The 13,166-nt window shown below is 73.0% G+C and carries 11 protein-coding genes; 7 read left to right on the top strand and 4 right to left on the bottom strand.

All coding sequences use genetic code 11. The annotated features are described in order from the left end of the window. Positions 1-55: 55 nt before the first annotated feature. Both ABEA93_RS37065 and ABEA93_RS37060 read right to left on the bottom strand, forming a co-directional pair. Complete coding sequence (locus tag ABEA93_RS37065; RefSeq protein WP_345680356.1) at positions 56-781, bottom strand: SseB family protein; 726 nt, start codon at positions 779-781, stop codon at positions 56-58. 461 nt (positions 782-1,242) lie between these two features. Continuing rightward, the gene (locus ABEA93_RS37060; protein ID WP_345680355.1) at positions 1,243-1,632 is read right to left on the bottom strand and encodes a DUF1844 domain-containing protein; all 390 of its coding nucleotides are present in this window, start codon (positions 1,630-1,632) and stop codon (positions 1,243-1,245) included. 510 nt (positions 1,633-2,142) lie between these two features. Between ABEA93_RS37060 and infC the strand changes: the two genes are divergently transcribed. From infC to pheT, 7 genes are all read left to right on the top strand, one after another. Next, positions 2,143-2,847, top strand: a complete 705-nt coding sequence (gene infC, locus ABEA93_RS37055) for a translation initiation factor IF-3 (protein WP_345680374.1) — start codon at positions 2,143-2,145, stop codon at positions 2,845-2,847. Between the two features lie 98 nt (positions 2,848-2,945). After that, positions 2,946-3,140: a 50S ribosomal protein L35 gene (rpmI, locus tag ABEA93_RS37050; protein ID WP_345680354.1), complete on the top strand. Its 195-nt coding sequence runs from the start codon at positions 2,946-2,948 to the stop codon at positions 3,138-3,140. Between the two features lie 117 nt (positions 3,141-3,257). Next, entirely contained in the window at positions 3,258-3,644 is a 387-nt protein-coding gene (rplT, locus tag ABEA93_RS37045) for a 50S ribosomal protein L20 (protein ID WP_345680353.1), read from the top strand. A 263-nt stretch (positions 3,645-3,907) separates the two neighbouring features. Continuing rightward, a complete protein-coding gene (locus ABEA93_RS37040) occupies positions 3,908-4,765 on the top strand; it encodes a TrmH family RNA methyltransferase (RefSeq protein ID WP_345680352.1) in 858 nt (285 codons plus the stop codon). A 250-nt stretch (positions 4,766-5,015) separates the two neighbouring features. Then, entirely contained in the window at positions 5,016-6,218 is a 1,203-nt protein-coding gene (locus ABEA93_RS37035) for a sensor histidine kinase (RefSeq protein ID WP_425585240.1), read from the top strand. A 283-nt stretch (positions 6,219-6,501) separates the two neighbouring features. Then, complete coding sequence (gene pheS / locus ABEA93_RS37030; protein WP_345680351.1) at positions 6,502-7,623, top strand: phenylalanine--tRNA ligase subunit alpha; 1,122 nt, start codon at positions 6,502-6,504, stop codon at positions 7,621-7,623. After that, positions 7,623-10,118, top strand: a complete 2,496-nt coding sequence (gene pheT, locus ABEA93_RS37025) for a phenylalanine--tRNA ligase subunit beta (protein ID WP_345680350.1) — start codon at positions 7,623-7,625, stop codon at positions 10,116-10,118. Before pheS ends, pheT begins: the two co-directional genes overlap by 1 nt. Positions 10,119-10,246: 128 nt before the next feature. Here the strand turns inward: pheT and ABEA93_RS37020 are convergent, their stop codons facing one another. Together ABEA93_RS37020 and ABEA93_RS37015 are read right to left on the bottom strand one after the other, a co-directional pair. After that, positions 10,247-11,056: an SDR family NAD(P)-dependent oxidoreductase gene (locus tag ABEA93_RS37020; protein WP_345680349.1), complete on the bottom strand. Its 810-nt coding sequence runs from the start codon at positions 11,054-11,056 to the stop codon at positions 10,247-10,249. A gap of 44 nt (positions 11,057-11,100) precedes the next feature. Then, entirely contained in the window at positions 11,101-13,011 is a 1,911-nt protein-coding gene (locus ABEA93_RS37015) for an arabinofuranosyltransferase AftB family protein (protein WP_345680348.1), read from the bottom strand. Positions 13,012-13,166: the final 155 nt, after the last annotated feature.

Here is a 13,166-nt window from a genome sequence, read left to right as displayed (position 1 = left end):
CCCGGACGGGATGCCGCACGAGGCCCCGTGGTCAGGCCACGTGCGGCATCTCCGCTCAGCGGGTGTACAGCGCGGGGCCGGGGGCGGGGGTGCCCGGCGGGAGGAGGGCCAAGTCGAGGCCGCGGGTGAGCCGGCCGCGCAGGACGTCGGCTTCCGCGAGACGCGCCGCGATCCGCCGCGCGGCGGCCGTGATGTCCTGCGGCGGGGCGGACGCGACGAGCGCGAGCTGGACGTCGGCTGTTTCGGCCGGGCGCAAGTAGGCGGCTTCGACGACGGGTTCGGCGGCGACGGCGGCGCGTACCGCGGCGGCGACCTCGGGGTCCTCGTGCGCGGGCACGAGCGGGCGGCCTTCGGCGACGGCCCGGAGCGCGGCGCCGGTGAGTTCGTACGCGACCGGGCCGGCCATGTCGAGCAGCAGCGTGTCGGCGCCCTCGGAGTACGTGGCGAGCGCGGCCCGGCGGGCATCGACCGGTACGGGACGGGCGTCGGGACGCCAGCGGGTCAACGCGTCGGTCGAGGTGAACGCGGGCAGCGCCTTGCGGCCGTCGGGCCCGACGATCGTGGGGACCGCCATGTCGCTGGACTTCTCGCGCTTGAGTTCCCCCGGGGCGGTGTCCTCCAGCTCGCCGAGGATCGCCACGACCGGCACCAGCAGCCGCGCGTGGGCGAGGGCGCCGGCCACGTCCCCGCCGCTCGCGAGCGCCGACGCCAGGGCGGGATCGGCGGTGCCGTCGTCGCCGGAGAAGCCGGGGTCGGGGATGCTCTTGCCGGTGAAATCCACGGGGTGACCCTAACGGGTTGGGGCGGGGCGGCCGGGGTGCGCGGGGGTGGGGCGGGAGCGGGCCGCGGATGATCGTCGGGTTGTCATACCGGTGCTGGCTCCCCCAACCGCCGAGGTATAGCAGCGTGGGCTTGAGAGGTGCGGAGTCTTGTCCACAGGGGGGCGCGGGGTGGTGGTCGGCTTGGTGGCCCGGCGGGCGGTGACCTGGGAGGCAGAGTGCCGACGCCGGGGGGAAACAGGCAGTGGTGCCGGGAGACGGTGCGCGTGGCGCGGCGTCGGGATCCGGACTGGAGCCGGGTTCGGTGCACAGCCGCGTCCGGGGCCGAGGCCGCGCTGCTCGGTCGGGCTGCTCCACGAGGCCGGCCCGCTGCGCGGCGGCGGTCCCGCTTCGCCGGGCCTCGCCTCGGCCGAGCCGGGCCCCGGCCCCGTCGGCGGGGCCGGGTGGCTCGGCGGCCTTCCGCTCAGGCGTAGACCGGGCCGGTGAACTTCTCGCCCGGGCCCTTGCCCGGCTCGTCCGGGATCAGCGACGCCTCGCGGAACGCGAGCTGGAGGGACTTGAGGCCGTCGCGGAGCGGAGCGGCGTGCTGCGAGCCCAGCTCGGGGGCGCCCGCGGTGACGAGGCCGGCCAGCGCGGTGATGAGCTTGCGGGCTTCGTCGAGGTCCTTGTGCTGCTCGCCGTCCTCGGCGAGGCCCAGCTTGATCGCCGACGCGCTCATGAGGTGCACGGCGAGGGTGGTGATCACCTCCATCGCGGAGACGTCCGCGAGGTCGCGGGTCATCCCGTCGACCGCCTCACCCGAATCGGACGGGTCGGCGGCGGAGGCGGAGTGCTGCTGTGCGCTGTCGGTCATGCGCACCAGTGTCGGGCATCGGACGGCGGCCGAGGCCCGGGGGCCGGGGAGGGCAGCGACGGAGGGACCGGAGTACGCCGGGGCGGCCCCGCTCGCGGCGTCGGCCCCCTTCCGACCCGCTAGACTCCCCCCGCCGGCACGACGCCGCCCGGTGTCCGGTTCATCCGGCCGGGTGGTATTGTGGTGCGTCGACCGAGCGGATACTTCGTGTGTCCGCCACGCAAGCGGAGGCTCCGTCTCCCACCTGATCGGCCTCGCGGTCGACGGGTCACGGTCCGGCACCGGTCATCCACGGATGGCCGGGCAGGTGTGCGGATTCCCGGAAAGGGAAGAAGCCGTCTGCCGCCGGTGTTATGGAGCCTCGCATGCGTCCCGTGCGGGGCTTTTCGCATGTCGGGCCGTTTGTCTGAACGGCCCGGTGTGACGGATGGACCCGTAAGTCGGTCGAACGGCAGGAGTACGTGGCCGCGGGACGGAACCGCCGACCACTTCAGGAATCGAGGAGGCCCCATCAGCGCCGAGCCCCGCATCAACGACCGGATTCGCGTCCCCGAGGTGCGACTCGTCGGTCCCAGCGGCGAGCAGGTCGGGATCGTCCCGCTTGCCAAGGCCCTGGAGCTGGCTCAGGAATACGACCTCGACCTGGTCGAGGTCGCGGCCAACGCCCGGCCGCCTGTGTGCAAGCTCATGGACTACGGCAAGTTCAAGTACGAGTCCGCCATGAAGGCCCGTGAAGCGCGCAAGAACCAGGCGCACACGGTCATCAAGGAGATGAAGCTCCGGCCGAAGATCGATCCGCACGACTACGACACCAAGAAGGGTCACGTCGAGCGGTTCCTGAAGCAGGGCGACAAGGTCAAGATCACGATCATGTTCCGCGGCCGTGAGCAGTCCCGCCCCGAGCTGGGCTTCCGACTGCTGAAGCGTCTCGCGGAGGACGTCCAGGAGCTGGGCTTCGTCGAGTCCAGCCCGAAGCAGGACGGCCGCAACATGATCATGGTTCTCGGTCCGCACAAGAAGAAGACCGAAGCCATGGCCGAGGCCCGCGAAGCCGCCGAGGCGCGCAAGCAGGCCCGCCGCGGCGAGGAGTCGGCCCCGGCCGACCCCGCCGACGAGGCGACGGACGCGGCCGAGGCTCCGGAAGCCGCCGAGGCGCCGGAAGCCGTCAAGGAGCCGGAAGCCGCGGAGGCTCCGGCCGCCGCGGACCAGGCCTGATCGGCCCGGTCGTTCCGCGACCAGGAAGTTCCCTACATACCTGTGCCTGCCCGGCGCGATGCCGGGCAGGCACGGCACGACGAGGAGACAGCGGCGACATGCCGAAGAACAAGACGCACAGTGGTGCCAGCAAGCGCTTCAAGATCACCGGCTCCGGCAAGGTGCTCCGTCAGCGCGCCGGCCGCCGCCACCTGCTCGAGCACAAGCCGTCGACGCTGACCCGCCGCCTTGCGGGCACCGTCGAGATGGCTCCGGGTGACGCCAAGAAGATCAAGAAGCTGCTCGGCAAGTGAGCCACGTGCGCCTGCCCCGCCGAGCGTGAGCCGGCGGGAGCGGCGGGCGCCGGTCCCAGTCGTACCCCGGGTCGGGGCTTCCACCACGCCCCGGTCTGAAGTCAAGGAGTTCATCAAGTGGCACGCGTCAAGCGGTCGGTCAACGCCCAGAAGAAGCGCCGCGCAATCCTCGAGCAGGCGAGCGGCTACCGCGGTCAGCGTTCGCGCCTCTACCGCAAGGCCAAGGAGCAGGTCACCCACTCCCTGGTCTACAACTACAACGACCGCAAGAAGCGCAAGGGCGACTTCCGTCAGCTGTGGATCCAGCGCATCAACGCTGCCGCGCGTCTGAACGGCATCACCTACAACCGCTTCATCCAGGGTCTGAAGGCCGCCAGCATCGAGATCGACCGCAAGATGCTGGCCGAGCTCGCGGTCAACGACCCGACGGCGTTCGCGGCGCTCGTCGAGGCGGCCCAGAAGGCTCTTCCGGAGGACGTCAACGCGCCGAAGGAAGCCGCCTGAGGCTTGCCGTCCCAAGCCCGTCGCACGTAGGCGGGCCGGTGGACGCGGCCCCTCGGGGCCGATTTTCCGGAGGGCCTCCACGGACGCCGCCCCCGTACTCCGGTACGGCGGCGCGGGTCGGTGGGGGCCCACCGGTGCATTTGCGGCCGATGCGAAACGCGCCCGTCGCCCCGGGGCCGGATACCGACCCGCCCCGGCCGGGCAGGCACGGCCGCCGGCTCCGCCTTCCGCCCGAACGCCCTCGCCCAGAAACGGTTTTCCGTATGCCGAGTCCCGAGCTGACGTCCACCCGCTCGCCGCGTGTGGCGGCGGCCAGGCGGCTGGCCAAGCGGGCGCACCGGGCGGGCGAGCGGCGGTTCCTCGCCGAGGGCCCGCAGGCGGTGCGGGAAGCCGCCGCGCTGCCGGGCACGCTGGTCGAGCTGTACGCGACCGCGGAGACCGCCGAGCGCTACCCGGACATCATCGACCTGGCCCGGGCGCAGAAGGTACCGGTGCTGAGCGCGAGCACGGATGTCATCGCGGCGATCAGCCAGACGGTCACCCCGCAGGGGATCGTCGGCCTGTGCCGGTTCGTGGACGTGCCCTTGGCGTCGCTCACCGCGGACGCCCCGCCCGATCTGGTCGCCGTGCTGGCGCACGTGCGCGACCCGGGCAACGCCGGGACGGTGCTGCGCGCCGCCGATGCGGCCGGTGCCGAAGCGGTGGTGCTGACCGACGCGTCCGTGGACCTGTACAACCCGAAGACGGTGCGCGCGTCCGTGGGCAGCCTGTTCCACCTGCCGGTCGCGGTCGGGGCCCGGATCGAGGACACCATCGCGCAGTTGCGGGCTGCCGGGCTGCGGATCCTCGCCGCCGACGGGGCGGGGGAGTCCGACCTGGACGAGGAGATCGACGCGGGCGGGCTGGACGGGCCGACGGCCTGGATTTTCGGCAACGAGGCGTGGGGACTGCCCGAGGAGACGCGGGCGTTGGCCGACGCGGTCGTGCGGGTGCCGATCCACGGCCGGGCGGAGAGTCTGAACCTCGCGACCGCCGCGGCCGTGTGCCTGTATGCGTCCGCGCGGGCGCAGCGCGGGAGTTCCGGATGCCGGACCTTGCGCGCCGGGGGCGCTGCCCGCTGACCGGCGTACTCCGGCGTGCGCCCGGTTCGCCAGGGGCGCGCAAGGAAAAGCGGTCGCGTGACTGTCGAGCCGGGCGGCCCGTTGGAGTAGTGTGACCGGCCCGGAGCATCTGCTTCATAGGGGTATGCCGTTCCGCGGGGGGCCACGGAATGCTGCAATCCCTCGGCCGTACGAGGTCGGAAGGGGGCCGGTGGGCGTGGACGCGGATCTGCACGCGGCAGGTGGACGCACGGGCGTGGACGGGCCGGGTATTCCGCACCCGGCCCCGGCCGGTGATCCGGTTTCCGTGCCGGGCACGGGAGTTCCACCCGGAGGCGACCCCGGCCCCGGTGCCGCGGCGCTGTGCGGGCTCACCGCGGATGCGCTGCCCGACGGGCTGGTGATCGCCGATGCGTCCGGCACCGTGTGCTGCTTCAACGCGGCCGCCGTCCGCATCACCGGCATCAAGGCCGCCGACGCCCTCGGCAAGCATTTGTCCGACGCGCTGCCGCTCGAGGACATCGACGGGCGGCGCTGGTGGGTGTGCACCGACCCGTTCGGCGGCCTCGGCATCCGCACCCGGCAGCCGGAGCGCAACCTTCTGCTGGCCGGGCGCGAGGTCCTGGTGACCGCGTCCTACGTGCGGGAGAACGGCGCCAACACCCCGGTCACGCACGTCGTCGTCGGCCTGCGCTGCACCTCCGCGCGGCGCCGCAGCGAGCGGAACCACGCCGAACTGGTCGCCACCGTCGCGCACGAGCTGCGGTCGCCGCTGACCAGTGTGAAGGGTTTCACCGCGACGCTGCTGCGCAAGTGGGAGCGGTTCACCGACGAGCAGAAGCGGCTGATGCTGGAGACCGTCGACGCGGACGCGGACCGGGTGACGCGGCTGATCACCGAGCTGCTCGACATCTCCCGGATCGACTCGGGCCGGCTCCAGCTGCACCGCCAGGTCGTCGACCTGCGCGAAGCGGTCGACCGGCACGTGCGGGCGATGGTCACCGCGGGGCACCCCGCCGACCGGTTCGTGGTGCGTGCCGAGCCGGGACTGCCGCAGACCTGGATGGACCGCGACAAGCTCGACCAGATCCTCGGCAACCTGCTGGAAAACGCGGTGCGCCACGGCGCCGGAACCGTCACCATCGAGATGACCCGCATCCGTCTGGGCGCGGACGCGTCCGACGACCCGGCGACGGGCGAGGCGGGCGAGGCAGGCGCGGGTGACGAGGACGGCGAGGAAGGGACGGAGATCACGGTGAGCGACGAGGGCCCGGGTATCCCGGACGAGTTGCTCGGCCGGGTCTTCACGCGCTTCTGGCGCGGCAACCGGCGCGGCGGCACCGGACTCGGCCTCTACATCGTCAAGGGCCTCGTCGAAGCGCACAGCGGGACCATCGACGTCGGGCGTGCCGCGAGCGGCGGGGCCCGGTTCCGATTTCGGCTGCCCGCGGGGATGCCGGACGTCCTGACCTGAGCGTGCGCGGCCGTGGAAGCCGCAAAACGCCGCACCGGACGACCACCCCGCGGGCTGTGCCGCGACCATGTCGGGCCGCACCCGGACGACGCCGCAATCCCCGAGCTGTCCGGGGTGCGGGCAGGTTCCGGGTGGCCGCCTCGATTCGCCTAGACTCGACCCGTCGCCCCGTGCCTCCCGTGCGCCTCTGCCGCGCGCGCGGAACGCCGTCGGCGCCACGAGCCGCCCGGCTTCGACCGGACGCCCGTGCGGGCGAGAATCCCTACAGGAGCACTGGAAGAAGATGTCGGCACCGAACAAGTCGTACGACCCGGTCGAGGTGGAGTCGCTGAAACCGGAGGAGGTCGACAAGGCGCGCGATGCCGCCCTTGCCGCGTTCGCCGCCGCAGGTGACCTGGACGCCCTCCACGAGGCCAAGATCGCGCACACCGGGGACCGGTCGCCGCTGGCGCTCGCCAACCGCGAGATCGGCGCGCTGCCGCCGCAGGCCAAGGCCGAGGCCGGCAAGCGCGTCGGGCAGGCCCGGGGCCAGGTCAACCAGGCCCTCGCCGCCCGCCGCGAGGTGCTCGAGGCGGAACGCGACGCCCGCGTCCTGGTCGAGGAGACCGTCGACGTCACACTGCCGTGGGACCGCGCCGCGCGCGGCGCCCGGCACCCGCTGACGACGCTGTCCGAGCGCATCGGCGACGTGTTCGTCGCGATGGGCTACGAGATCGCCGAAGGCCCCGAGGTCGAGGCCGAGTGGTACAACTTCGACGCCCTCAACATCGCCCCGGACCACCCGGCGCGCACCATGCAGGACACGTTCTTCGTGCAGGCCGCCGACGGCACCCCGGACTCGGGCGTCGTGCTGCGCACCCACACCTCGCCGGTGCAGATCCGCTCGATGCTCACCCGCACCCCGCCGATCTACGTGATCTGCCCGGGCCGCGTGTACCGCACCGACGAGCTGGACGCCACGCACACCCCGGTGTTCGGCCAGGTCGAGGGCCTTGCGGTGGACCGCGGCCTGACCATGGCGCACCTCAAGGGCACGCTCGACCACTTCGCCGCGTCGATGTTCGGCGAGGGCCTGGTGACCCGGATGCGCCCGTCGTACTTCCCGTTCACCGAGCCGTCGGCCGAGGTCGACCTGCAGTGCTTCGTGTGCCGCGGCGCGTCGGTGGGCGACCCCGACAACCCGTGCCGGACCTGCAAGTCCGAGGGCTGGATCGAGTGGGGCGGCTGCGGCATGGTCAACCCGCGCGTGCTGATCGCGTGCGGCATCGACCCAGACGTGTACAGCGGTTTCGCCTTCGGCATGGGCCTGGAACGCACCCTGATGTTCCGGCACAGCGTCGAAGACATGCGGGACATGGTCGAGGGTGACGTGCGTTTCACCCTTCCGTTCGGGATGGAGATCTGATGCGGGTCCCGCTTTCGTGGCTGCGGGAGTACGTCGACCTGCCGGCCGGCGAGTCCGGCCGGGACGTCGCGGCCAAGCTCATCGGCCTCGGCCTCGAGGTCGAGACCGTCGACCGGCTCGGCGCCGACCTCAAGGGCCCGCTCGTCGTGGGCCAGGTCCTGGCCGTCGAGGAACTCACCGAGTTCAAGAAGCCGATCCGGTACTGCCAGGTCGACGTCGGCGACGCCAACGGCACCGGCGAGCCGCAGAACATCGTGTGCGGCGCGCGCAACTTCGAGGAAGGCGACAAGGTCGTCGTCATCCTCCCCGGCGGCGTGCTGCCGGGCGGGTTCGAGATCGCCGCGCGCAAGACGTACGGCAAGACGTCCGAGGGCATGATCTGCTCGGCCCGCGAACTCGGCATGGGCGACGACCACGACGGCATCATCGTGCTGCCGATCGAGGCCGAGGTCGGCGCCGACGCGATCGAACTCCTCGGGCTCGTCGACGAGGTCCTCGACATCGCCGTCACCCCCGACCGCGGCTACTGCCTGTCGCTGCGCGGCGTCGCCCGCGAGGCCGCCATCGCCTACGGCATCCCGCTGCGCGACCCGGCGCTGCTCGACGTGCCCGCCGCGAACGCCTACGGCTACCCGGTCGCGGTCGACGACGCGGACGGCTGCCGCCGCTTCGTGGCGCGCACCGTCATCGGCATCGACCCGTCCGCGCCGTCGCCGCTCTGGCTCCAGCGCCGCGTGCAGATGGCCGGCATGCGGCCGATCTCGCTCGCCGTCGACATCACCAACTACGTGATGCTCGAAATCGGCCAGCCGCTGCACGCCTACGACCGCGCCCGCCTCGACGGGACGATCACCGTGCGCCGCGCCCACGCGGGCGAGAAGCTCCGCACGCTGGACGGCGTCGAGCGGATCCTCGACCGCGAGGACCTGCTCATCACCGACGCCTCGGGCGCCATCGGCCTGGCCGGCGTGATGGGCGGCGCGACCACCGAAATCGGCATCGACACGACCGACATCGTCATCGAGGCCGCCAACTTCGACCCGGTCGCGATCGCCCGCACCGCGCGCCGCCACAAGCTCGGCTCCGAGGCGTCCCGCCGGTTCGAGCGCGGCGTCGACCCCGAGGCGGCCCGGGCCGCGGCGCAGCGCGCCGTCGACCTGCTCGTGCTGCTGGGCGGCGAAGGCGCGGTCGCCGAGGCCGGCGTCACCGAGGTCGACGCGCCGCGCGAGCCGGTCCGCATCGGCATCGCCGCGGACCACCCGGCGCGCGTCGCCGGTGTGCCGTACGCGCCGGAGACCGTCGCGCAGCGCCTCCAGGAGGTCGGCTGCACGGTCGAAGGCATCGACGCGCTCACCGTCACCCCGCCGACCTGGCGTCCCGACCTGACCGACCCGAACGACCTCGCCGAAGAGGTCATCCGGCTCGAAGGCTACGACGCCGTCCCCTCGGCGCTGCCGCAGGTGCCGGCCGGACGCGGCCTGACCGCCGGGCAGCGGCTGCGCCGCCGGGTCGGCCGGGCGCTCGCCGCCGACGGGTACAACGAGGTCCTCGACTACCCGTTCGTCGGCGACGCGGTCTTCGACGGCTTCGGCCTCGACGCGTCCGACCCGCGCCGCATGACGGTCAAGCTGGTCAACCCGATCTCCGACGAGGAGCCCGGGCTGCGCACCACGATGCTGCCGGGCCTGCTGGGCGCGCTGCGCCGCAACGTGGGCCGCGGCAACACCGACGTGGCGCTGTTCGAGGGCGGGCTGGTGTTCCACCCGAAGGCCGAGCGCCCCGTCGCGCCGCGGCTGCCGGTGGACCGCCGTCCGACCGACGCCGAACTCGCGTCGCTGGCCGCGGCGCTGCCCGAGCAGCCGTACCATGTGGCCGCGGTGCTGGCGGGCGAGCGCGAGCCGGCCGGCTGGTGGGGCGCGGGCCGCCGGGCGTCGTGGGCCGACGCGGTCGAGGCCGCGCGCACCGTGGCGGCCGCCGCGGGCGTCGAACTCACCGTGCGCCAGGGCCAGTACGCGCCGTGGCACCCGGGCCGCTGCGCCGAACTCGTGGTCGGCGACACCGTCGTCGGGCACGCGGGCGAACTCCACCCGCGCGTCGTCAAGGCGCTGCAGCTTCCGGAGCGCACCTGTGCGATGGAGCTGAACCTCGACGCGCTGACCGCCGGCCTGGAAGGCGGCGAGAACCACGCGGTGTCCGGGCACATCGGGTCGTTCCCGATCGCCACGCAGGACGTCGCGCTGGTCGTCGACGCGGAGGTGTCGGCCGCCGCGGTCGAGGCGGCGCTGCGCGACGGCGCGGGCGCGCTGCTGGAGTCGCTGCGCCTGTTCGACGTGTTCACCGGCGAGCAGATCGGCGAAGGCCGCAAGTCCCTCGCGTACGCGCTGCGCTTCCGCGCGGCGGACCGCACGCTCACCGTCGAGGAGGCCACGGCGGCGCGCGACGCCGCGGTGGCGCTCGCGGCGGAGCGCACGGGCGCGGTGCTGCGCGGGGCGTAACGCAGCCACGCATACGCACGAACGCCGAAGGGCCCCGCGGCTTCCCCTGATCGGGGGAGCCGCGGGGCCCTTCGCGTTGCTTGTCTACGTCCGGTTGCCGGTTGCCGGTTCTCGGGCGGACGGCGGGCTCAGCCTTCCGGGTCGTCGTCGCCGTACGGGCGCAGGTGCAGGCGACGCGCGTCGCGTTCGGCGATGTCGTCGGCGCGTTCCGCGGCCAGCTTCACGATGTCGTCCTTGCCCGCGTGCAGGAACCGCCCGGCGAGGGTGTCGACCTTGCCTTCGGCGACGGCGGTGACCGCAGCGAGGATCCGCTGCTTGTCGTACCAGTCGCTCTTGCCCTCGAACATCGCCATGCCGGCGGTCATGTCGGTGGCGACCGCGCCCGGCGAGACGTCGAAGAGGTACACGCCGCGCTCGGCCAGGGGACCGGCCATGGCGTCACTGAGCCGCAGCAGTGCGGCCTTGGAGGTGCTGTAGGCCGAGTAGTTCGGGTCGGTGCGGAGCGCGAAGCCGCTGTTGATGTTGACGATGCGGCCGCGGCCACGGGCCAGCATGCCGGGGATGACCGCACGGTCGATGTTCGCCGGGCCGCGCAGGTTCGTCTCCACGACCGCCCACCAGCGGTCCGGATCGGTCTCCCAGAACGGCACTTCGCTGTCGTCGATGAGGCCCGCGTTGTTGACCACCAGGTCCAGCGGGCCGAGTGCGGCTTCGGCGTCGGCGACCGCCGCGGTCACCGCGGACAGGTCGGTCACGTCGGCGACCACGGCGATGCCGCGCGCGCCCGTGGCGCGGATGGCGGCCAGTACCGGCTCGAGGCTTTCCGCGGTGCGTCCGAGCACCGCCACCGAGGCGCCTTGCCCGGCGAGGTGTTCGGCGATGCTGCGGCCGAGGCCGCGCGCGGCGCCGGTGACGAGAGCGGTCGTGCCGAGGGTCATGGCGGTGCGTCCTCCGGGGGTGCCCGCGGCGGCTTTCGGGCGCGCTAGCGGTTGGTGGTGGGTGCGCTGATCGGGGCCTGCCCGGTCTTCGCGGCGTCGTCCGGGGACACCTTGAACATCTTGTCGAGGTAGCCGTCGGGCAGCGTGCGGACGCCGCACACCTGCTCCATGGCGTCCGCCGGGTTGTTCGGGAAGCGGAACCGGGTGCGGTCCCACGAGCCGGTGAGGTTCTTCCAGAAGCGGCTCCAGGTCATCGGCTGCTGCACCGAGTCCTGCAGTTCCTTCAACGCGCCGCGGTTCTCGTCGCCGCACGTCAGCGCGTACTTCGCCTGAGCGACCCGGAGCGGGTCGATGCCGGGCGGCAGGACCGTGTTCTCCGGCGCGTAGGCGGCGAACAGCCAGGCGATGTCGAGTTCCTTCTCGTGCCCGGGGCGTCCGCGGCCGGTCAGCTCCTGGTGGGCGGCCAGCGGGTAGGCCAGGCCGAGGATGTCGACGGAACGCCCGTCGAGGGGGACGGCGGCGCCGCTCATGCCGAGGTTGAGCCACGCCGTGGCGTAGGGGGCAGGGTCGCCGGGGCGGAGCGGGGTGACGTAGAAGCCGTCGTACCAGGCGTAGACGAGGACGTGCGTGTACTGCGTCTTCGCGATCCGGACGGCTTCGGGGAAGCGCGGGTAGTGCGCCATGTAGTCGGCGGCCGAGATCGGGTGCGCGATGCCCATGGCGTCTATGTAGAACGCGCGCTCGTCGGCGATGATCCCGTCGGAGCTGAAGCCGTCGTAGGGCACGCGCAGCGATACGCCGCAGACCACCGCCCACACCGTCACGGCCGCCGCGACCGGGATCGCGAGCCGGCCGGACGGCACCAGCAGAACCGGCAGCACGGCGACGAACAGGGCGGGGATGAGCATGCGCGCGTGCATGAAGTCGCCGCCGACGCGGACCACGTAGAGGCTCATCACGGTGGCGACGACGACCGGCATGACGAAGACGGCGGTGCGGGGGGCGTCGCCGCGGGCGGTCGTGCGCAGGCCGTCGGCGCGGACGCGCAGCACGACGACGGCGACGACGAGCGCGACGAGCGCGAGGACGGGGAGCCACAGGACGTAGGGGGTGACGAAGTCCTGCGCGTAGTGGCCGCCGCGCCGCCAGTCGGAGCCGGAGGCTTCCTTGGCGATGGCGGGGAGGGGCAGGAGGACGCCGTAGTAGCCGGCCCGGAAGATCTCGTAGGCGACCGGGATCGCCGCGGCCGCGCCCAGGTGCCCGAGGGCGGCGAGCCAACGGGGCCGCCGGGCGATCGCCAGGACGGCGAGGAAGCCGACGCTCGCGATCGCCAGGTCCGGGCGCACCATCGGCCCGAGTCCGGCGAGGACGGCGAGCGGGTAGGTGATGCGGTTGCGGCGGTCGTCGAGGGTGTGGACCAGCAGCCACCAGCAGCCCGCGATCCACAGCGTGGAAAGGCCGGTCTCCAGGCCGGAGGTGGCGAAGTCCCAGACCGGCGGCAGAGCGATCAGCAGCAGGACGCCGAGCGGGAGCATGAGGCGGCCGGGGGCGTACGGCCGGTACAGGCGGCGCGTGGCGTCGAGCGCGATGGCGTACCCGGCGGCCGTGCACAGCAGGCCGAGGTAGACCGCGATCTTCCCGATGTCCGCCCCGGTGACCCAGCCGACCAGCACGAGCAGCCACTGCCACACGGTGCTGGTGGACGCCTCGGCGCGTTCCCCGACGTTGTAGACGGGGCCGTGCCCGGCGAGGATCTGCCGCACGGTGCGGGTGAAGATGAGGCCGTCGTCGCTGATCCAGCGGTGGGTGTAGCCGAGCACCAGGATCACCGCGGCGGGCAGCGCGACCATGGCCGCGTTCCAGCGGCGGGTGAAGGCGGTGCCGGATTCGGCGGCGGCGGCGTCCCCGGGCGCGTCGCTGCCGGTGCGCCGGTACAGCGCACTGACGAGGCTCATGCTTCGGGGACTCCAAGGGCCGGGGCGTCGGACGTTTGCGCGGGGGCGGCCCGGCACTGGTAACGCCGACGTGACCGGGCACGCACGGCAACCATATATGGGCTCACTTCTATGACGCGTCAGGCGAGCAGTTGCGCTGCCGTGCGTGACGGGTG

Source organism: Yinghuangia aomiensis (genome assembly GCF_039542225.1).
Taxonomy (GTDB): domain Bacteria; phylum Actinomycetota; class Actinomycetes; order Streptomycetales; family Streptomycetaceae; genus Yinghuangia; species Yinghuangia aomiensis.
Note: the sequence above shows the minus strand (reverse complement) of the source record. Positions and strands in the feature narration are given on the sequence as shown.

What these genes read in the sequence shown, in the direction of transcription:
- ABEA93_RS37020 (WP_345680349.1), bottom strand. Translation starts at nt 11,056, where the DNA reads ATGACCCTCGGCACGACCGCTCTCGTCACCGGCGCCGCGCGCGGCCTC.
- ABEA93_RS37015 (WP_345680348.1), bottom strand. Translation starts at nt 13,011, where the DNA reads ATGAGCCTCGTCAGTGCGCTGTACCGGCGCACCGGCAGCGACGCGCCC.
- ABEA93_RS37060 (WP_345680355.1), bottom strand. Translation starts at nt 1,632, where the DNA reads ATGACCGACAGCGCACAGCAGCACTCCGCCTCCGCCGCCGACCCGTCC.
- ABEA93_RS37040 (WP_345680352.1), top strand. Translation starts at nt 3,908, where the DNA reads ATGCCGAGTCCCGAGCTGACGTCCACCCGCTCGCCGCGTGTGGCGGCG.
- pheS (WP_345680351.1), top strand. Translation starts at nt 6,502, where the DNA reads ATGTCGGCACCGAACAAGTCGTACGACCCGGTCGAGGTGGAGTCGCTG.
- pheT (WP_345680350.1), top strand. Translation starts at nt 7,623, where the DNA reads ATGCGGGTCCCGCTTTCGTGGCTGCGGGAGTACGTCGACCTGCCGGCC.
- rpmI (WP_345680354.1), top strand. Translation starts at nt 2,946, where the DNA reads ATGCCGAAGAACAAGACGCACAGTGGTGCCAGCAAGCGCTTCAAGATC.